We start from the raw sequence: 18,457 nt of genomic DNA, 5'->3' as shown, positions 1-18,457 counted from the left end.
GCGACCAAATTGCGGTTTGACGGATCTATTTATCGGTTCAGGCCAGTCGGTTCAGGCCAGACCATGTTTTTCATCGCACCACGCCAAAAGCCGTATTCCCGCCCGTTCAAGCTGGGATGCGAATTCCGGTTCGGGTCGGCGATCCGTGATGATGCCGGTAAGGGCCTCAAGCGGGGCGACATTTTCCAGATAGCGTTGATCAAACTTCGTATGATCAACCATCAGCCAAGTTTCGTCTGATCGTTCCATCATTGCGCGTTTAACGGCCACCGCCCGGCGGTTGACGTCACTAAAGCCCTGCCGCGAAATTCCCGATGCCCCGATAAAGGCAATATTGGCGTGGAAACGGCGCAGATATTCGACGGTATCATTGCCATAGACCGCGTTTTCACGACGATCAAACTGGCCCGGACACATTAAAACGTCGTCATGATCGGCAAGTTCTGCCATGCCATGCACCACCGCATAGCAATTGGTTAGAAACGTACGTGGCAGTTTTGTCGTGCGGGCTGCCAGAAACGGCGCAATCTGGGCCACGGTTGATCCGGCATCAATCATTGCCACATCGCCGGACCGCACCATGTCGGCCGCCAGCATGCCAATCCGTTCAAACCCGGCCACCGCCGATAACTGGCGTTCTGCCAGATCGGGCTGATGGCCCATGGGTCGGGCCGATGCGCCGCCGAACTCGCGTTTGATCAATCCATCGCGGCTCAGCGCGTCAAGATCACGGCGGATGGTTTCGGTTGCAACATCGAATCGCTCTGCAAGTGTGGCAACTCTCACATGAGGGTGAACCTGTAACTCTTGCAGAATACGACGCTGCCGCTCTTTTTTTCCCAAACGCAAAGCCACATCCCCCTCAATTATGGCCGGTTTTGTGCCAATAGCAGGCATCTTAGCAATCCTGAGCGAAACCTTTTGTTACAGTTTTGTGTTGATTTTCCAACTTTTTCAAATTCATAATGTTGATTAAAGCAACAATAAAAACAACAAAACCACATTCAAAAACGGCGGAAAGCCGTCATTCACAGGGAAGAAAGGTTCGAAAACAGTGTTTTCAATTCCGAAAAAAACCGACAGCTTAAAGCTCACCACCCTCCTTGCCGCAATCGGCATGGTCGGCATGGCATCCACCCCGGCCGCGGCGGCAGATGACTGCATCGCACGCGGCGATCTTGACCCGATGTATTGCGACATGGACGGCGACCTTGTTGCCGATGCCCCGCCCGCAGACCAGCAGGTCGATCCGGACACCCTTGTCTTTGCATATACCCCGGTCGAAGACCCGGCGGTTTATGCCGACATCTGGGACCCGTTCCTGCAGCATCTTGAAGAAGTCACCGGCAAGGACGTTCACTTCTTTGCCGTTCAGTCGAACTCGGCAGAAGTCGAAGCCATGCGTTCAGGCCGCCTGCACGTTGCCGGCTTCTCGACCGGCCCGACCCCGTTTGCCGTCAACCTTGCCGGTGCGGTTCCGTTTGCCCTGATGGGTGCGGATGATGGCCGCTTTGGTTACACGCTTCAGCTCTACACCCGTGTCGACAGCGGTATTAACACCCCGGCTGATCTTAAGGGCAAACGCGTTGCCCATACCTCGCCGACCTCGAACTCGGGCAACCTTGCACCGCGTGCACTGCTTCCGGGTCAGGGCATCGTTCCTGAACAGGATTACGAAGTTGTCTATTCCGGTTCGCACGATCAGTCGATCCTGGGCGTTGTCGCCGGTGACTATGACGCCGCCCCGGTCGCGTCCGAAGTTGTCGAACGTATGGCCCAGCGCGATCTCTATGATCCGAACGAAGTCAAAATCATCTATGAAAGCAAGCCTTTCCCGACCACTTCGTTCAACTATGCCTACAACCTGAAGCCGGAACTGGTCGAAAAGATCAAGGAAGCCTTCTTTACCTTTGACATGAAGGGCACCGCCCTTGGTGAAGAATTCAAGGGTGTGTCGAAGTTCCTGCCGATCACCTATCAGGAAGACTGGGCGGTTATCCGCGAAATTCAGGCTGCCAACGGTGTGAAATACACCCCGGACAACCTGAAGTAATTCCTGATTTTCCAATCGATCCGAACTTTGCAGGGCCTGCCTTGGCAGGCCCTGTGCCACCCATTTCATTCGGGGTAACGCAATGCTGCGTATCAAAGAACTTGTAAAACGCTATGGCGAAGAAAAGGCAGTGTTGAAGAACCTGAACCTTGAAGTGCCGGGCGAAAGTGTTGTTTCCATCATCGGCGCATCAGGTGCGGGCAAAAGTACCCTGCTGCGTTGTATCAACCGTCTTGTCGAACCGTCTTCGGGCTCCATCGAACTCAATGGCACGGAACTGACCAAGCTTGAAGGCAAGGCACTGCGTCTGGCACGCCGTCGCATCGGCATGGTGTTTCAGGGCTTCAACCTGATTGATCGTTTGACGGTGATGGAAAACGTCCAATCCGGTCGCCTTGGCTATCTTCCGGCATGGCGCGCAGTGACGCGCAAATATCCGCAGGAAGACATTGATCGCGCCTTTCATTTGATGGAACGCGTCGGGATCGCCCATTATGCCGACAAACGTGCCGATGAACTTTCCGGCGGTGAACGCCAGCGTGTCGGTGTGGTCCGCGCCCTGATGCAGGAACCTGAAATCCTGCTGGCCGATGAACCGACCGCATCGCTTGATCCGAAAACATCGCGTCAGATCATGGAACTGTTGCGCGCGCTCGCATCCGAGCTGCACCTGCCGGTTCTGATCAACATTCATAACGTCAACGAAGCCAAGGAATATACCCAGCGGATCGTTGGCATGCGCTTTGGCCGCATTATTTTCGATGGCGAGCCGGTCGACCTGACCAATGACGCCATGGACGATATCTATGCCGGTGTGCCCGCCGAAGAACGCGGCGACGCCGAAAGCAGCACCCACCTGCGTGAGGTCGCCGCACGATGAGCAGCACCGTTCAAAAAACGGGCCGCACATGGAAGAAGCCCCCCTTTATTGCCAACCCGATGTTGCGCTGGGGTCTTCTGATTGCTGTTGTTGCCTATGTCTGGTGGGCCATCACAACCCTGCCATTCGACTGGGAGCGCATCCAGGACGGTGTCCCGCGTGCGATCCGCATCTTCAAGGGCGCCTTCCCGCCAAGCTTTATCCGTGGCGAGTTGCTGTTTGACGGCTTTATGGAAAGCATCAAGATCGCCATTGTCTCGACCCTGCTTGGTCTGGCACTCAGCGTTCCGATTGCCTTTGCATCGGCGTCAAATATCGCACCGAAATGGCTTTATACCATCGGGCGTGGCGTGATCATCGTTGCCCGTTCCTTCCACCCGGTCATTGTCGCCATCCTGTTTGTCAAAGCTGTCGGCTTTGGCCCGCTGGCAGGTATTCTGACGCTGACGGTCTATTCCATCGGTTTCGTTGCCAAAATGCTGGCCGAACGGATCGAGGAAATCGATTGGGGACAGGTCGAGGCGATCCGTGCTGCTGGCGGGGCGACATTCGTCACCCTTCTCTATGCTGTGATCCCGCAAATCATGCCCCGTCAGATCGGTCTTTCGATTTATCAGCTTGATAGCAACCTGCGCGCCTCTGCCATTGTTGGCATCGTTGGTGCGGGCGGTATCGGATCGACCCTTCTTAATGCCTTTGGGCGTTACGACTATGACTTTGCGCTGGCGATTACCCTTTGCATCATCGGTGTGATCCTTGTCAGCGAGGCCATCAGCGGCCGGATCAGGAGGAACCTATGGTAGCCACCACACAACCTACCGGACCGGAAGCAATCGCCAACCGCGAATGGTCCCGCTACACCACCAAGGAACGCTGGCGGCGTTATGGCCTGACCGCACTGGTCGCGCTGGCCGTTGTCTGGTCCTTGTCGACGATCAATATCATCTGGCCGTGGCTCTGGGATGCGCCGGAACAGATGGGCGATCTGTTTGCCCGCATGTTCCCGCCATCACTTGAAGGCTGGCAGGAAATCGGCTGGACGCTTTTGGAAACCGTCAATATCGCAACCATTGCGACCTTCTTTGCCGTGTTCCTGTCCCTGCCGATTGCACTGATCGCAGCCCAGAACACCACGCCGAACCGTTTCACACTTTGGCTTGGCCGGTTCATTCTGGTGTCATCGCGTTCGGTCAACACCATCATCTGGGCGCTGCTGTTTGTGGCTGTGTTCGGACCGGGTGTTTTGGCCGGTATTCTGGCCATCATTTTCCGGTCGCTTGGCTTCCTTGGCAAATTGCTGGGCGAAGCAATCGAGGAAATCGACCGTGCCCCGATCGAGGCACTGGAATCCGTTGGCGCATCGCGCTTCAAGATTCTGGTTTATGGTGTCATTCCGCAAGTCATGCCGACCTTCTTTGCCGTATCCATCCTGCGCTGGGACATCAACCTGCGTGAAAGTACGGTTCTGGGTCTGGTCGGTGCTGGCGGTATCGGCATCATCCTTCAGGGGGCGATTGATACTTTTGCATGGCAAACGGTTGCCACGATCCTTCTGGCAATCATTGGTCTGGTCATTATTGGCGAAGCCATTTCAGCTTACCTGCGTAAAAAGGTGATCTAACGTGACCGGAACTTACGACCTTCTGGTCGTTGGCGGCGGCATCAACGGGGCTGGTATTGCCCGTGATGCCGCCGGTCGCGGGCTTTCTGTTCTTTTGGTCGAACAGCGCGACCTTGCCTCGGCCACCTCTTCTTCCTCGACCAAACTCATCCATGGCGGTCTTCGATATCTTGAACATTACGAGTTCCGTCTGGTGCGCGAAGCACTTCAGGAACGCGAAGTTCTGTTGGCTGCTGCCCCACATATCATCTGGCCTTTGACGTTCGTTTTGCCCCATCACCGGGGCTTGCGTCCGAAATGGATGCTGCGTGCCGGATTGTTTCTTTATGACCATCTGGCAAAGCGCAAACGCCTGCCCGGATCACGTGCGGTTTCCTTTAACGGCACGCCGGAAGGCCAACCGTTGAAATCTGATTACGCCGGCGGTTTTTCCTATTCCGATTGCTGGGTGGATGATGCCAGACTTGTGGTCCTCAATGCACAGGACGCACAGGCACGTGGGGCTGATATCCGAACCCGCACCAGATGTGCATCACTGGTGCGTCATCACGATCACTGGAATGCCGAACTGATCGGGCCCGATGGTGCCCCGCAATCGGTCAGTGCAAAATCCGTGGTCAACGCCGCAGGGCCGTGGGTCACCGAGATGGTCGAAAATGCCGGGCTTGGCAAAAAGGCCGCCGGTCTTCGACTGGTCAAGGGCAGCCACATTGTGGTTGCGCGCATTCATGACCATGATCATTGCTATATCTTCCAGAATGGCGACGGGCGCATTGCCTTTGCCATCCCCTATCAGCAGGACTATACCCTGATCGGCACCACCGATGTTGCCTATAACGGCGATCCGGCACAGGTCAAAATCAGCGATCAGGAAATCGACTATCTGCTGGATCTGGTGAATGGCTATTTGGCCAAACCGCTTAACCGCAAGGACGTGGTTTGGGATTATTCCGGGGTGCGACCGCTTTATGATGACAAGAACGACAATGCGTCGGCGGTAACCCGCGACTACGTGTTCGATCTTGATACCGGCGATACCGGAAGTTCGGCACCGATCCTGTCCATCTATGGCGGCAAGATCACGACTTATCGCAAGCTTGCCGAACATGCGATGCAAAAACTGGCCCCGGTTCTGGGCAACGATGCGAAGGACTGGACGGCAAATGCCATCCTTCCCGGTGGCGACATGCCCGACGGCGATTTTGATGCGTTCCTTGCCAAGGCCAAGGCAACCTATGACTGGTTGCCAAGCGCATTGCTGTATCGGCTGGTGCGAAGCTACGGCACGGCAATCCGCAAAATCATTGGTACAGCAACATCGCTTGGCGATTTGGGCCCGGAAGTCGCGCCGAACCTTTATGAAGCGGAACTCCGCTACCTGATGGCCAATGAATGGGCGTGTCGCCCAGAAGATGTTCTGTGGCGCAGGACCAAACTTGGCCTCGGGATGCAGCCTGATCAGGTCGATGCCATCGAAAAATGGTTTGCCGCCCAAACCCGGCTTGATCGGGCTGCGCAGTAACCTTCAAAACGAGCAACCTGCAAACATCAAAAAAGGGCAGTGAATTCACTGCCCTTTTTTATTGCGTATTCGTTGGCCTTAGTAGGCGTATTCCTTGAACAACGGATCGACCGAGCCGTTCCATTCGGTTTCGTACTTATCAAGGAATTCCTCTGCCAGGGTGCGACCGCTTTGTGCGACATCATCAAGGCTATCAAGGAAATGGCCTTCATCGTCGCCGTAGCTGTCCATGCGTCCACGGTTTTTAAGACCCTGACGGGAAATCGCCAGAACGTCTTTTGACAGATCCTGAACCGTGCCGCTTTTTTTGAACGGGGTGGCAAGGGCAGTGCGCGGAACATCGTTGCGAAGCGCTTCACGCTCGGCAACCGACAGGTCCTTGACCAGATCCCATGCGGCATCAAGGGCCGCATCATCATAAAGCAAACCAACCCAAAGGGCCGGCAACGCACAGATGCGTTTCCACGGGCCACCATCGGCGCCGCGCATTTCAAGAAACTTCTTAAGCCGCACTTCCGGAAACGCCGTCGTCATGTGATCAGACCAGTCATTCATGGTCGGGCGTTCACCGGGCAGAACATCAAGTTTGCCATCCATGAAATCACGGAACGACTTGCCTGCTGCATCAATGTACTTGCCGTCGCGATAGACGAAATACATCGGCACATCGAGCATGTAGTCGACATAGCGTTCAAAGCCAAAACCGTCCTCGAACACGAATGGCAACATGCCACAACGATCCGGGTCGGTATCGGTCCAGACGTTCGACCGTGCCGACAAGAAGCCGCTTGGCTTGCCGTCAACAAACGGGGACGCCGCAAACAGGGCGGTCGCCACTGGCTGAAGCGCCAGAGACGTTCTGAATTTCTTGACCATGTCGGCTTCGGAACTGAAATCCAGATTGACCTGAATGGTCGAGGTCCTGAGCATCATGTCCAGCCCAAGGTTTCCGACCTTGGGCATGTAATTTTTCATGATCTCGTAGCGGCCCTTGGGCATCCACGGGATATCTTCACGTTTCCATTTCGGATTATGGCCGACACCCAGCATATCGATGCCAAGCCCGTCGCAAATCTCGCGGACTTCGTGCAGGTGGGTGTGCACTTCACCACAGGTCTGGTGAATGTTTTTAAGCGGCGCACCTGAAAGTTCAATCTGTCCGCCCGGTTCGAGCGAGACAGAACATTTGTCCTTGGTCAGTGCAATGACATTGCCGTTCTCAATGATCGGTTCCCAGTCATAATGTTCGGCCAGGGCATTGAGCAGCATTTTGACCCCGCGTTCCCCTTCATAGGGGATGGGGCGAAGATCATCGCGGGTGAAGGCGAATTTTTCGTGTTCGGTGCCGATGGCCCAGTCTTTTTTTGGCGTACAGCCGGACTCGAACCATTCGACAAGCTGGCGCCGGCTTTCAATTACCGGGCTGTCACCAGTGGAGGCGCTGACAGTCATAAGGGCTTCCCCTAATCTCTCGTAACTGGTCGGGCAGACCAATCGCCGATGCGATCCTGAAACACAGTCAATGCAGCAATCGCTGCCGTCTCCGCACGCAGGATGCGCGGGCCAAGACTAACAGGCGTTGCAAAAGGCTGTTTGCGGATACGTTCAAGTTCGTCGGCGCTAAAGCCGCCCTCGGGTCCAATCACGATTGCATGGTTAACAACATTGGTATTGTCGATAAACGAGCCAGCGCCCTTTGCCAATAGCTGACTTAGCACTTCACCAATTGGTGACCCCGATCCTGTTTCATCACAAAATAGCAGACGGTGATTTTCCGGCAGATTTGCGACCCAATCCAAAAGACGCACAGGCTCGCAAACCTCAGGCACAGTCAGGCGTTCACACTGTTCGGCCGCCTCAACAACCTGTGCCTGCAAACGATCAAGGCGCACCTTATCGGTGATGCCATGCTGGGTGATGACGGGTTGAAGTTTTTCAACGCCAAGCTCGACCGCCTTTTCGATCAGGAAATCCAGCCGCTGCTTTTTGATCGGCGCAAAGACAAGAGTCGGTCCAAGCTCCTGACCTTGCTCGCGTAATTGCTGCTCGGCCGTAACCCGCCCCTTCTTTTTGCGAAGCTCGCTGATCGTGCCAAGCCATTCACCATCAAGGCCGTTAAAAATTTTTACCGGTGTTCCGGGCTTGAGGCGCATGACATGTTCGAGGTAATGAGACTGTTCGGGAGCAAGTTCGATTTCACTATCAGCCGTGATAGGATCCCGAACGAAAAGGCGTTGGCGGGCGCGCGTGGCATCAGCAGTCATAGAGGTCCCCAAAGCCGTTTTACGGCATCTTGAAATGGTTTTTTATCAGATAGGCCAATTATGACACAGGTCAACCAGCCAATACAGACCAGCAAGAACGATATGCCAAAGGATGGCTGGATCGATCGTTTCATGCCCGAAGCTGTGCGGCCCTATCTGAAACTTCTGCGCCTTGATCGCCCGATTGGCACCTGGCTTTTGCTTTTGCCCTGCTGGTGGTCCACCGCCATGGCAGGCGGGTTAACCGATGCCATCACCACCAAACAGATCGTCATCATGATGGCGCTGTTCGGGGTGGGCGCCGTGATCATGCGGGGTGCCGGTTGCGTGATCAACGATCTGGCCGACCGCAATTTTGATGGTCAGGTCGAACGCACCACCACCCGCCCGCTCCCCAGTGGTCAGGTCAAGGTGTGGCAGGCTTTGCTGTTCCTTGGCTTCATGATGTTGCTGGGACTTGGCATTCTGGTGCAATTCCGGATCGAGGCGATCATTGTCGGCATCTGTTCGATCCCGATCATCATCACCTATCCGTTCATGAAGCGGATCACCTATTGGCCGCAGGCCTGCCTTGGCCTTGCCTTTAACTGGGGCGCGCTGGTCGGGTGGGCGGCTGTGACCGGCACGGTGGAGCCAGCCGCCATTGCCATGTATGCGGCGGGATTTTTCTGGACGCTTGGCTATGACACCATCTATGCCCATCAGGACAAGGATGATGATGCCAAGATCGGCCTGAAATCCCTGGCACTGCGTTTGGGCGATGCGACGCCGAAATGGGCCAAGGGGTTCTATACCATGACCACGCTTTTGCTGGGCGTTTCGGGGATGCTGGCCGGTTTGCACTGGTCCTATTTTGTCTTGCTGGGGTTGGCGGGCATTCACCTTGGCTGGCAGGTTGCCACCGTCAAGCTTGACGACGCGGCCAATTGTCTGAAGCGGTTTAGATCCAACCGCGATTACGGATTACTGGTACTTGCTGCCATCGTGCTTTCGCATCTGATTGCGAACGCATAACCCGATACCCCCTTTTCAAGGTAAACCGCCAATGAGCGTAAATGTCTTCGCCGATGCACTGGTGCCCGATGTCGACGATCCGCAATTTGCCGATCTGATCGAAACATTCACCGTACCGGCCCGCGTGCCTTTGGCACCGGAAATCGAGATGTATCTGGCAACCCACATCACCCCGCTTTGGCAGGCGACCGAGGATATTCTGGGTGTGCTTGATATCCCGCCACCCTATTGGGCCTTTGCCTGGCCCGGTGGGCAGGCAATCACGCGCTATATCCTTGACCACCCGGAACTGGTGCGCGGCAAGCGGGTGCTTGATTTCGCCTGTGGTGGCGGCATGCAGGCCATTGCCTGCGTCCGTTCTGATGCCGCAGAAATCCTTGCCAACGACATCGACCCGGTGGCGATTACCGCCACAAGGCTGAACGCCAAACATAATGGTGTTGAAATCCCGACGACGACCGAAAATCTGGTTGGCACGTCGGCCCCGCAAAAGCGTTGGGATGTGATTTTTGCCGGCGACGTCTGTTATCAGCAGGACATGGCAAATGCCGTTTTGCAGTGGCTGATGACTGAGGCCCGCCTTGGCACCAAGGTCATCCTGGCCGACCCCGGCCGGACCTATGCGCCGACACATAACATCGACGAACTTGAAACCTATGACGTGCCGGTCGATGTCGCGGTCGAGGACACCGACACCAAGTTCACCCGCATCTGGCAGCTTTTGCCGGACCGTGATTAATCCTGTTCGACAACAAGACGGCGAAAAGCCGGATCGTCAATGACACGCAGGACAAATGCGGGGCTAAAGACTTGCCCGGCACGCTTGGCGAAAAGTGCCATCATTTCCCATTGATCAAGGGATGTGAACCGGCGATCTCTGGCCTCAATCGCAGACAAGGCAAACACCGCGCCCTGATCAAAAACATGCCCACGCGCGGATTGATACATGCCGATGTGATCGGGTGTGACCCCGCAATCGAGATCAAGATCACCGCCATGCAGTTGCTGATAGGTGTAGTGCGCCGGAACGGATTCCGTGACATGCATATGGGCAAGTTGTGTCGGCGTCAGCCAGGTGATCGAAACACGCACGCGCGTACCCGGTGATGGTGCCAGCGTTGCCGGAACCGCGCCGTATCCGGTTATGTGCGTTGAATAGACAATATCATGATGTGCCAACCAGCCATGGGTCACCGGAATTTCATCTGACAGGTTCTGATGGGTGAATTTTCGGGTCAGTTGAACCGGCGCACGATTGGACCCGACGGCCAGAACCGGTGTCCTGCCCCTTGTCGCAGTCGCGACGTCTGATGGCTCGATCGCAACCACGTCACGACCACGAAACAGAAAGTCGTGGTCCGGCGCAGAATAGGGCAGGAGGTCCTGCGCGCGTGGATGCTGTTCGATCTGGTCGCGCAACACGGGATCCGTGATCATATGCGCATCAGATATCGAAAACATATTGGTCGTCCGGCTTAGCCTTCGACGACACGATAGCGATAATTGCAGTCGTCAACATGCTGCCATGCCAGTTTCGACCATGCCTTTTCTGCATCGCCAAACGTGGCAAACGGGCCATGACGTTCTTCTTCACCGCCAACCGGGGTTTCAAAGTCGGTGCTTTCATATTCGCCACCGACAACCCAGTATTCTTCAAGGCGTTCGATCCGATACCGCGAATTCGCGTCATCAACCGACTGCCAGGCCATTTTCGACCATTCCTTTTCGGCGTCTTCGAAGCTGCCAAACGGACCAACTTTGGTTTCTTCGCCAATTGGCGCATCAAAACCGGTATCCTGATAGGTGCCCCCGATAACCCAGTACTTGGCCATCTGTGCGTCCTTCATGCTTGTGATAGGTTGTGCGATCTATCGTTCAGGGTGGTTCTGAACGACTCCTGTCTGCGGCAATTGTATAGCGAAACATGACACGTTCTGACAGCTTCAATTTTGTCAAACTTGCCTTTTGGTTGCCGCATAAGCGTCAGGGACAGGCCTTTTCCCCTTTCATGCTTGTCTTTCGCTCTTCTGTCGTCAGGTCGTGAGTGGCGATAGTAATTTCAAGGAGAACTCAGGAAAAGGAACGCGAAATGAAGAACTTCAAACAGCCTGGCCGTATTGCTTTGGTAACCATGGCATCAATGGTTGCAGCCCTGTCGCTTTCGGCATGCGGAACAAATGGCACCGCCTCGAATATCGACATTGAAAGCGAAGAAATGGCTGAAGCAGCGACTTCTGTGGTCGCCGAGGGATATGTACCACTTGCGGGAACATCATTAATCCAGGCACTTAGCGGGCAGACCTTTTCTTATCGTGATCACGAAGAAGAAACCAATGTCAGCGTGACCTATTTTGACAATGGTGTCGCCTCGATCACATGGGTGGATGAGGATGCTGAACGCGGTATGACAGAGAAACTGTGGACCATCGAAGAAGGCCAGTATCTGTGCCTTTGGAACAAAAATGACAACGTTGATGACGATTGCACTAGGGTACTGACCAAGTCGGGCCAGCTTGCCACCGTAGATAACGATGGCGTTGTTGCATATTACACCCAAAGCTAGGCACCTTCCCGGACCAGCATCCACAGCCATTTGACAAGGCAGATGGCAGTGGATGCTGGACATCGGGCAAGCTCCGTATTAATCCGTGAGGCAACCTTTTTGACAGATTGCGGTGGCCATGCCTTACAACTCCCTTCGCGATTTCATGGATGCGCTGGAAAAAACCGGTCGTCTTGTCCGCGTGACAGAACCGGTTTCCCCTAACCTTGAAATGACAGAAATTCAGACGCGCCTTCTCGCCGAAGGTGGTCCTGCTGTTCTGTTTGAAAATGTTGTCGGTGATGACGGCAAAAAATATGACATGCCGGTTCTGGTCAACCTCTTTGGCACGGTTGATCGTGTTGCGGCGGGCATGAACCGTAAACCCGAAGAACTGCGCGAAGTCGGCGAAACGCTGGCATTCCTCAAACAGCCCGAGCCACCAGCCAGCATCCGCGAAGCTTTCTCCATGTGGCCCCTGGCCAAAACCGTAATGGCGATGAAACCCAAAACGGTTTCGAAGGCCCCGTGTCAGGAAGTGGTCCTTCAGGGTGATGACATCGATCTTTCGAAAATTCCGGTGCAATCCTGCTGGCCCGGCGAGCCCGGCCCGCTGATCACCTGGCCGCTGGTCGTGACCCAGGGGCCAAGTGCGGGCACCAAGGGTGGTGACAAGCGCGATGTGTTTAACCTTGGCATCTATCGCATGCAGGTGTTGGGCAAAAACAAAACCATCATGCGCTGGCTTAAACATCGCGGCGGCGCGCAGCATCATGCGCGCTGGAAACAGGAAAAGCGTGAACCGCTGCCTGCCGCCATCGTTCTTGGCGCTGATCCGGGCACGATCCTTGCCGCTGTCACCCCGGTGCCTGATACCCTGTCTGAATATCAGTTTGCTGGCCTTCTGCGCGGTGAAAAGGTCGAACTGGTCGATTGTAAAACCGTCCCGCTCAAGGTTCCGGCCACGGCCGAGATCGTGCTGGAAGGCTATGTATCGCTTGATGAATATGCGCCCGAGGGACCGTATGGCGACCACACCGGTTATTATAACTCGGTCGAAGATTTCCCGGTCTTTACCGTGACTGCCATCACCATGCGCAAAAAGCCGATTTATCTGTCGACCTTCACCGGCCGTCCGCCAGATGAACCATCGGTTCTGGGCGAAGCACTGAATGACGTGTTCGTGCCGCTTTTGCAGCAACAATTCCCGGAAATTGTTGATTTCTGGTTGCCGCCAGAGGGATGCAGCTATCGCATCGCGGTTGTCTCGATGAAGAAGGCCTATGCCGGTCACGCCAAGCGCGTGATGATGGGCGTCTGGTCATTCCTGCGGCAGTTCATGTACACCAAATTCGTCATTGTCGTGGATGACGACATTGATGTCCGTGACTGGAAGGATGTCATGTGGGCGATCTCGACGCGGATGGACCCGGTGCGTGACATCACAACCGTCACCGAAACCCCGATTGACTACCTTGATTTCGCATCCCCGGTTTCGGGCCTTGGTGGCAAGCTTGGCCTTGATGCCACCAACAAGCTGCCCGGCGAGACCAACCGTGAATGGGGCGAAAAGATCTATATGGATGATGACATCATCGACCGTGTCGATCAGAAATGGGAACGCTATGGCCTGCCCGGAACAGGCAAGAAAATCTGGCGGGACTGATCGCTAAAAGCCGTGAAAGACCATATCGAGTGCGTTGGTGAGGACGAAACTATCTTCGAACTCACCAACTTTCTCACCAATTTCTGCCAGACCAACCGTCGCGATAAACTGCGGCAGCAAAACCCAGTTATCGCCGCTTATCCGAACTACAGGATTTAGCCGCTCGGCTGGCAAGGCATATTCGGCAATTGGTTTCAGGGGCACGACAACCCGTGTCTGCAAATCAGAAAGCAGATCCGACTGCACATCGACGATATAGCCATCCTCGAAACGGCAAATATCCCCCTTGGCCATCAGAACTTCCGATGTTTGGCCAAAGGTATGCCGTTTTTCGCGACATAGCTGTTGCTGGCTTCAAGGGCTGTCTTGTTTTGCTCTTTCCAAAGTTCAGCCCGTTTCATCGAAATCGCATCACGCAAACCTGACTCGGCTGAGCGCGAAATATTGATCCCGAGTTTTTTGGCCTCTTGCAACAATTCAGCATCAAGACTGACATTTGTCGGCTTGCGCTGCTTGGCTTTGACATCTGCGGTCATTTACGCAAGCTCCATGTGCATATTTATGCGCATACTTTATCAGGAAACCACACCAAGCTCAATTTCTGAAAAACTTCCAGTGATCGCCATTTTCATCCGGCTTCTCGGAATAGAAAAACTGCGGCGCATCACACATGAAATCATCAACGCGGATGGCGAAATTGCACATATCCGCATCCCCCATAACTTCGGCCATGTATTCAGTGCTGTTTTCCTGCCAGCTCAGCACTGGTGGTGCCGTTTCATCAAAGACACAAAGGGCAAACTGCTCGGACTGCTTGAACGGAATGTAACGGATTTCACTGTGATCTTTGGCACCATGGTTGGTCACAAACAACAGTGCGAAAAACGGGCCATCAGGGTTATCAAGGTCAACCCATCCGGCGATGCGATCAAGCACGCCGTCACAGGTAAAATCACCGGCAAGCATCTGATGGCGGTAATTTCGGGCATATTGTCCGCCCTGCCTGCGCATTTCGGAATAGAACTGTGCGCTTGAAACCGGATCGGTTTCGCCATTCGCATTCAGCTCCCATACACCATTTTCATCCCAGCCTTTCATCACAGTCTTGCTGTCATCTGCGAATGCAGGGCTGAGCAATCCGATCAGGCAAGCCACACTAAGCCCGGAAAGAATTTTCTGCTTGTTCATTGCGTTCCCGTTTATCTGGCGCCAGTAGCACTTGTTTGTTTGACTATAACAGAAAGCCGTTTGAAATCTGTCATTGACCGGGCCTTGCCATTCGTCCCTCGTCCTGCCACCTCTGAAACAAGGCAGGAATTTTAGACCAAAACCAGCTTTTTGTTTCGGGTCTATGCGAAAACGTTCGTGCCCCCTATAACGTAAGAAACACATTCCGATACAAGGGAGCCTCCATGCCCAAGACCGACATGACACTTGATCGCATCAATGACCTTCTCGCACAGGCAAAAAAGGCCGGTGCAGACGATGCCGATGCCGTTTATGTCGAAGGCACATCGCTTTCGGTTGCCCAGCGTCTGGGCAAGATGGAAAAGCTTGAACGTTCCGAGGGGGCCGATCTTGGCCTGCGGGTTCTGATTGGCAAGCAACAGGCTGTTGTATCGTCATCGGATACCAGTGACGCCGCCCTTGCCGAATTGGTCGAACGTGCGGTTGCGATGGCCAAAAATGCCCCCGAAGATCCCTATTGCGGTATTGCTGACCCAAGTGAACTTGCCGAAACCTTCAATGTCGAAGCACTTGAACTGTGCGAGCCGGGCGAGGTTGATCAGGACAAACTGATCGAATGGGCCAGCGCCTGTGAAGAGGCCGCGCGCTCCGTCGACGGCATCACCAATTCCGAAGGATCAGAAGCCGGTTGGGGCCGCCATCAGATCACGCTTGCAGCCACCAACGGCTTTGCCAATTCCTATGCCGGGTCGGGCTGCCATATTTCGGTGTCGGTGTTGGCCGGGACCGGCACAGGCATGGAACGCGATTATGATTACGACAGCGCAGTCTTTTCGACCGATCTGCGCGATCCGGTCGATATCGGCAAAAAGGCCGCTGAAAAAACCCTGCGTCGTCTGAACCCGCGCAAGGTCAAAAGCGCGCAGGTCCCGGTGATCTATGATCCGCGCGTTTCGGCATCTATCGTCGGGCACCTTTCATCGGCGATTAATGGTTCCGCCATTGCACGTGGCACCAGCTTCCTGCTCGATGCCATGGGCAGCGAAATCTTCGCGCCCCATATCAACATCATTGATGACCCGCACCGCAAACGTGGTCTGCGTTCCAAACCGTTTGACGCCGAAGGGGTGGCAAACCAGAAACGCCATCTGATCGAAAACGGTGTCCTGAAAACCTGGATCATGGATCTGCGTTCGGCCCGTCAGCTTGGCCTGAAATCAACCGGTAACGCATCGCGCGGGGCCGGAAGCCTGCCGGGGCCATCGACCACCAACCTGTACATGGAACCGGGCACGATTTCGCCCGAAGACATGATCAAGGATATCAAGTCGGGCCTTTACATTACCGAGATGATCGGCAGCAGCGTAAATGGTGTGACGGGCGATTATTCGCGCGGTGCGTCGGGGTACTGGATTGAAAATGGCGAACTGGCCTATCCGGTGTCGGAAATCACGGTAGCGGGCAACCTCAAAGACATGTTCAAGACCGTTGTTCCGGCCAATGACCTGACATTCAAATACGGCACCAACGCCCCGACCCTTCGCATTGACGGCATGACGCTGGCCGGGCAGTAATCCCATCGTCCTTTGATTGCCAACTGATCAAAAAAAGAACGCCCGGTCGATTTGACCGGGCGTTTTAAGTTTGGGTACTTCGGGTATCCGGGTGCTCAGGCAGCCCGAATGGTACTGACAAAACTGTCAGTGGCACCTTTCAGGGTAGTGAAGTTCTCAGACAAGGTGCTAACAGCTGACAAGACGTCACTGGACGCAGAGCCAGCCTCGGTTACGGCCTGAGAAACCGTAACGATATTGGAGCTCACAACCGTTGCACCGGTTGCGGCTTGTTCGATGTTAAAGGCAATCTCGCGGGTTGCAGCCGACTGTTGCTCAACAGCCGAGGAAATCGAGGCAACAATGCCTTCCATTTCGCTGATGGTTTTACTGATCAGATCAATCTGGCTGGCGGCAAAGCCGGTTCGACTTTGAACATTGTTGACCTGTTCTCGGATTTCCTCAGTGGCCTTGGCAGTCTGGGCCGACAGGGTTTTGACTTCGTTGGCGACAACTGCAAATCCCTTGCCCGCATCCCCTGCCCGCGATGCTTCAATCGTGGCATTCAGGGCCAGCATGTTGGTCTGATCGGAAATATCGGCAATCAGTTTGAGAACATGATCAATATTGTTGGATGCCTCGACCAGTTCCTGAATACCGCGCATGGTTTCGCGGGCCTGATCAACTGCTCTTTTGGCGACCTCGGTCGAGAAGATCACCTGTCGGTTAATCTCTTCGATTGAGCTGTTGAGCTCTTCGGTCGCAGAGGCAACAGAATCGACATTGCCACTTGCCTGTTCACTGGCGGATGCAACCGCCGTTGTCTGTTCGGACGCGGCTGTGGCAATACGCGACATACCGGTTGCGGTTGCCTGAAGTTCAACCGCGGCGGCGGCAACGGCTTCGATGATGCTGCCCACACTGTTGGTAAAGCTATCCGCAGTCTGGTTCATGAACCGCCGCTGCTCTTCTTTGGATCGTTCTTCCTGCGCACGGGCTTCGGCTTCGAGTTCGTCATTGCGGATGGCGTTGGTTTTAAACACCTGAACCGCCTGTGCCATCTGGCCGATCTCGTCCTTGCGGGTCTGTCCGGGAATTTCAACGCCCAGATCATGATCCGCCAACCTGCGCATGATGGTCGTAATCGCAGTGATCGGACGCGACAAACGATCCCCCATGACCCAGGCCAGAACCATTCCAAGAACGGCACCGCCAATTGATGCGATCAGGATTTCCTTTTCTGCCAGAATGATTTCGGCGACGACCTTTTCAAAGATGTTGTGCTCTGCCACCGCCAGTTCCTGTTTCAGGGCCTCGGCATCGGCAATAATGCCCTCGGATGCTTCGCGCATGGTCCCGTGGACCGTGGCGACAATTTCCAGTTCATCGGCACGGATCTTGTCGAATACTTCGCGGTAATCAGCAAACAGGTTCTTGGCATCATCCAGCACAGCTTTCAGGTCACCCGTAAGCGGCTGATTGCCGATTTGCCCCAATGCGGTTTCAAGCTTTGCAAACTCATCGGCGGATTTCGCCCCAAAGCTGTCATCCTGACGGCCAATCAGGATATTGGCATACAACCTTGCCAGAAGTGCATGTTCACGGGCCGCGACTGAGCGTTTGAGGAGCTCAAGATCGCCGGTGTTCTGCGCATGGGCAACAAGCTTGTCGAGATCGGCAACGATCTTGATCCCGTCCGGCTCAAGGCGATCCAGGATCAGGGAATGGTATTCGTCGCTCAGGCTTTTGGCGGCTGTGAAGCTTTCAAGGTAAACATCAAGCTCATGCGCAATATGTTCGATGCGATTGCGATGTTCTTCGACCATGAATTGCGACTGCGCGTCTTGAAGCATCAGTTCAAGCTGCTTGGCATAGGTAAAGACGGCGTCGGCATCTGCCGGATCAGCCGTATTGGCAAATTCACGCGCATGATTGTTAAAGCGCAGGAACTGCGTCTCGATCTCGCCGATCAATGATGCCTCTTCGACATAATGGGCGTACTCATCCACATCATGTGACACCGCAACGAAGGTGAAATAAGCGAAACCAAGTGCGGCAATCAGAATTGCCAGCACCACGGTAAAACCAGCCAGAATTTTTGATTTTATTCGCATGTTAGCCAACACACCTGAGTTGAGAACCAAAGCAGAGGAC

At 54.7% G+C, this 18,457-nt stretch carries 19 protein-coding genes; 10 read left to right on the top strand and 9 right to left on the bottom strand.

Going from position 1 to position 18,457, the window contains the following annotated elements; translation table 11 throughout:
* Window positions 1-51 precede the first annotated feature (51 nt).
* On the bottom strand, window positions 52-897 hold the full coding sequence (locus TH2_RS16375) for a DeoR/GlpR family DNA-binding transcription regulator (protein ID WP_064782141.1): 846 nt from the start codon (window positions 895-897) through the stop codon (window positions 52-54).
* A 157-nt stretch (window positions 898-1,054) separates the two neighbouring features.
* Here TH2_RS16375 and phnD point away from each other — a divergent pair, with 157 nt between their 5' ends.
* The 5 genes from phnD to glpD all read left to right on the top strand — a co-directional run bounded on the left by phnD (window position 1,055) and on the right by glpD (window position 6,076).
* Window positions 1,055-2,053: a phosphate/phosphite/phosphonate ABC transporter substrate-binding protein gene (gene phnD / locus TH2_RS16370; protein WP_008891552.1), complete on the top strand. Its 999-nt coding sequence runs from the start codon at window positions 1,055-1,057 to the stop codon at window positions 2,051-2,053.
* Between the two features lie 82 nt (window positions 2,054-2,135).
* Window positions 2,136-2,933, top strand: a complete 798-nt coding sequence (gene phnC / locus TH2_RS16365) for a phosphonate ABC transporter ATP-binding protein (RefSeq protein ID WP_008891551.1) — start codon at window positions 2,136-2,138, stop codon at window positions 2,931-2,933.
* Window positions 2,930-3,736: a phosphonate ABC transporter, permease protein PhnE gene (gene phnE, locus TH2_RS16360; protein WP_008891550.1), complete on the top strand. Its 807-nt coding sequence runs from the start codon at window positions 2,930-2,932 to the stop codon at window positions 3,734-3,736. Before phnC ends, phnE (TH2_RS16360) begins: the two co-directional genes overlap by 4 nt.
* On the top strand, window positions 3,730-4,554 hold the full coding sequence (gene phnE, locus TH2_RS16355) for a phosphonate ABC transporter, permease protein PhnE (protein WP_008891549.1): 825 nt from the start codon (window positions 3,730-3,732) through the stop codon (window positions 4,552-4,554). The genes phnE (TH2_RS16360) and phnE (TH2_RS16355) overlap by 7 nt, the downstream gene beginning before the upstream one ends.
* A 1-nt stretch (window position 4,555) precedes the next feature.
* Window positions 4,556-6,076: a glycerol-3-phosphate dehydrogenase gene (gene glpD / locus TH2_RS16350; protein ID WP_008891548.1), complete on the top strand. Its 1,521-nt coding sequence runs from the start codon at window positions 4,556-4,558 to the stop codon at window positions 6,074-6,076.
* Window positions 6,077-6,154: 78 nt separating this feature from the next.
* On the opposite strand, the gene TH2_RS16345 is transcribed toward glpD, so the two are convergent.
* Both TH2_RS16345 and TH2_RS16340 read right to left on the bottom strand, forming a co-directional pair.
* The gene (locus TH2_RS16345; RefSeq protein ID WP_008891547.1) at window positions 6,155-7,528 is read right to left on the bottom strand and encodes a glutamate--cysteine ligase; all 1,374 of its coding nucleotides are present in this window, start codon (window positions 7,526-7,528) and stop codon (window positions 6,155-6,157) included.
* Window positions 7,529-7,539: 11 nt separating this feature from the next.
* Entirely contained in the window at window positions 7,540-8,340 is an 801-nt protein-coding gene (locus TH2_RS16340) for a 16S rRNA (uracil(1498)-N(3))-methyltransferase (RefSeq protein WP_008891546.1), read from the bottom strand.
* 60 nt (window positions 8,341-8,400) lie between these two features.
* Here TH2_RS16340 and ubiA point away from each other — a divergent pair, with 60 nt between their 5' ends.
* On the top strand, window positions 8,401-9,354 hold the full coding sequence (gene ubiA / locus TH2_RS16335; RefSeq protein ID WP_008891545.1) for a 4-hydroxybenzoate octaprenyltransferase: 954 nt from the start codon (window positions 8,401-8,403) through the stop codon (window positions 9,352-9,354).
* Window positions 9,355-9,385: 31 nt separating this feature from the next.
* Window positions 9,386-10,093, top strand: coding sequence for a class I SAM-dependent methyltransferase (locus tag TH2_RS16330; protein ID WP_008891544.1), 708 nt, complete (start codon window positions 9,386-9,388; stop codon window positions 10,091-10,093).
* Here the strand turns inward: TH2_RS16330 and TH2_RS16325 are convergent.
* Complete coding sequence (locus TH2_RS16325) at window positions 10,090-10,815, bottom strand: hypothetical protein (RefSeq protein ID WP_008891543.1); 726 nt, start codon at window positions 10,813-10,815, stop codon at window positions 10,090-10,092. The two genes, TH2_RS16330 and TH2_RS16325, sit on opposite strands and share 4 nt — an antisense overlap.
* A gap of 14 nt (window positions 10,816-10,829) precedes the next feature.
* Entirely contained in the window at window positions 10,830-11,186 is a 357-nt protein-coding gene (locus TH2_RS16320; RefSeq protein WP_008891542.1) for a DUF4170 domain-containing protein, read from the bottom strand.
* Window positions 11,187-11,443: 257 nt separating this feature from the next.
* Here TH2_RS16320 and TH2_RS16315 point away from each other — a divergent pair, with 257 nt between their 5' ends.
* Both TH2_RS16315 and TH2_RS16310 read left to right on the top strand, forming a co-directional pair.
* Complete coding sequence (locus tag TH2_RS16315; RefSeq protein ID WP_008891541.1) at window positions 11,444-11,917, top strand: hypothetical protein; 474 nt, start codon at window positions 11,444-11,446, stop codon at window positions 11,915-11,917.
* Window positions 11,918-12,035: 118 nt separating this feature from the next.
* The gene (locus TH2_RS16310) at window positions 12,036-13,562 is read left to right on the top strand and encodes a UbiD family decarboxylase (RefSeq protein WP_008891540.1); all 1,527 of its coding nucleotides are present in this window, start codon (window positions 12,036-12,038) and stop codon (window positions 13,560-13,562) included.
* Window positions 13,563-13,565: 3 nt separating this feature from the next.
* Here TH2_RS16310 and TH2_RS16305 read toward each other — a convergent pair whose 3' ends face one another.
* The 3 genes from TH2_RS16305 to TH2_RS16295 are packed head-to-tail and all read right to left on the bottom strand — an operon-like array spanning window position 13,566 to window position 14,750.
* Complete coding sequence (locus TH2_RS16305; RefSeq protein WP_008891539.1) at window positions 13,566-13,856, bottom strand: CcdB family protein; 291 nt, start codon at window positions 13,854-13,856, stop codon at window positions 13,566-13,568.
* On the bottom strand, window positions 13,856-14,098 hold the full coding sequence (locus tag TH2_RS16300) for a type II toxin-antitoxin system CcdA family antitoxin (RefSeq protein ID WP_008891538.1): 243 nt from the start codon (window positions 14,096-14,098) through the stop codon (window positions 13,856-13,858). The genes TH2_RS16305 and TH2_RS16300 overlap by 1 nt, the downstream gene beginning before the upstream one ends.
* 58 nt (window positions 14,099-14,156) lie before the next feature.
* On the bottom strand, window positions 14,157-14,750 hold the full coding sequence (locus tag TH2_RS16295) for a hypothetical protein (RefSeq protein WP_008891537.1): 594 nt from the start codon (window positions 14,748-14,750) through the stop codon (window positions 14,157-14,159).
* 224 nt (window positions 14,751-14,974) lie between these two features.
* On the opposite strand from TH2_RS16295, the gene TH2_RS16290 reads away from it, so the two are divergent.
* Complete coding sequence (locus TH2_RS16290) at window positions 14,975-16,324, top strand: TldD/PmbA family protein (RefSeq protein WP_008891536.1); 1,350 nt, start codon at window positions 14,975-14,977, stop codon at window positions 16,322-16,324.
* A 95-nt stretch (window positions 16,325-16,419) separates the two neighbouring features.
* Here TH2_RS16290 and TH2_RS16285 read toward each other — a convergent pair whose 3' ends face one another.
* On the bottom strand, window positions 16,420-18,417 hold the full coding sequence (locus tag TH2_RS16285; RefSeq protein ID WP_051007656.1) for a methyl-accepting chemotaxis protein: 1,998 nt from the start codon (window positions 18,415-18,417) through the stop codon (window positions 16,420-16,422).
* Window positions 18,418-18,457: the final 40 nt, after the last annotated feature.

Source organism: Thalassospira profundimaris WP0211 (assembly GCF_000300275.1).
GTDB classification, from domain to species: Bacteria; Pseudomonadota; Alphaproteobacteria; order Rhodospirillales; family Thalassospiraceae; genus Thalassospira; species Thalassospira profundimaris.
The sequence above is the reverse complement of the archived record's forward strand: the minus strand, read 5'-3'. Positions and strand labels throughout refer to the sequence as shown.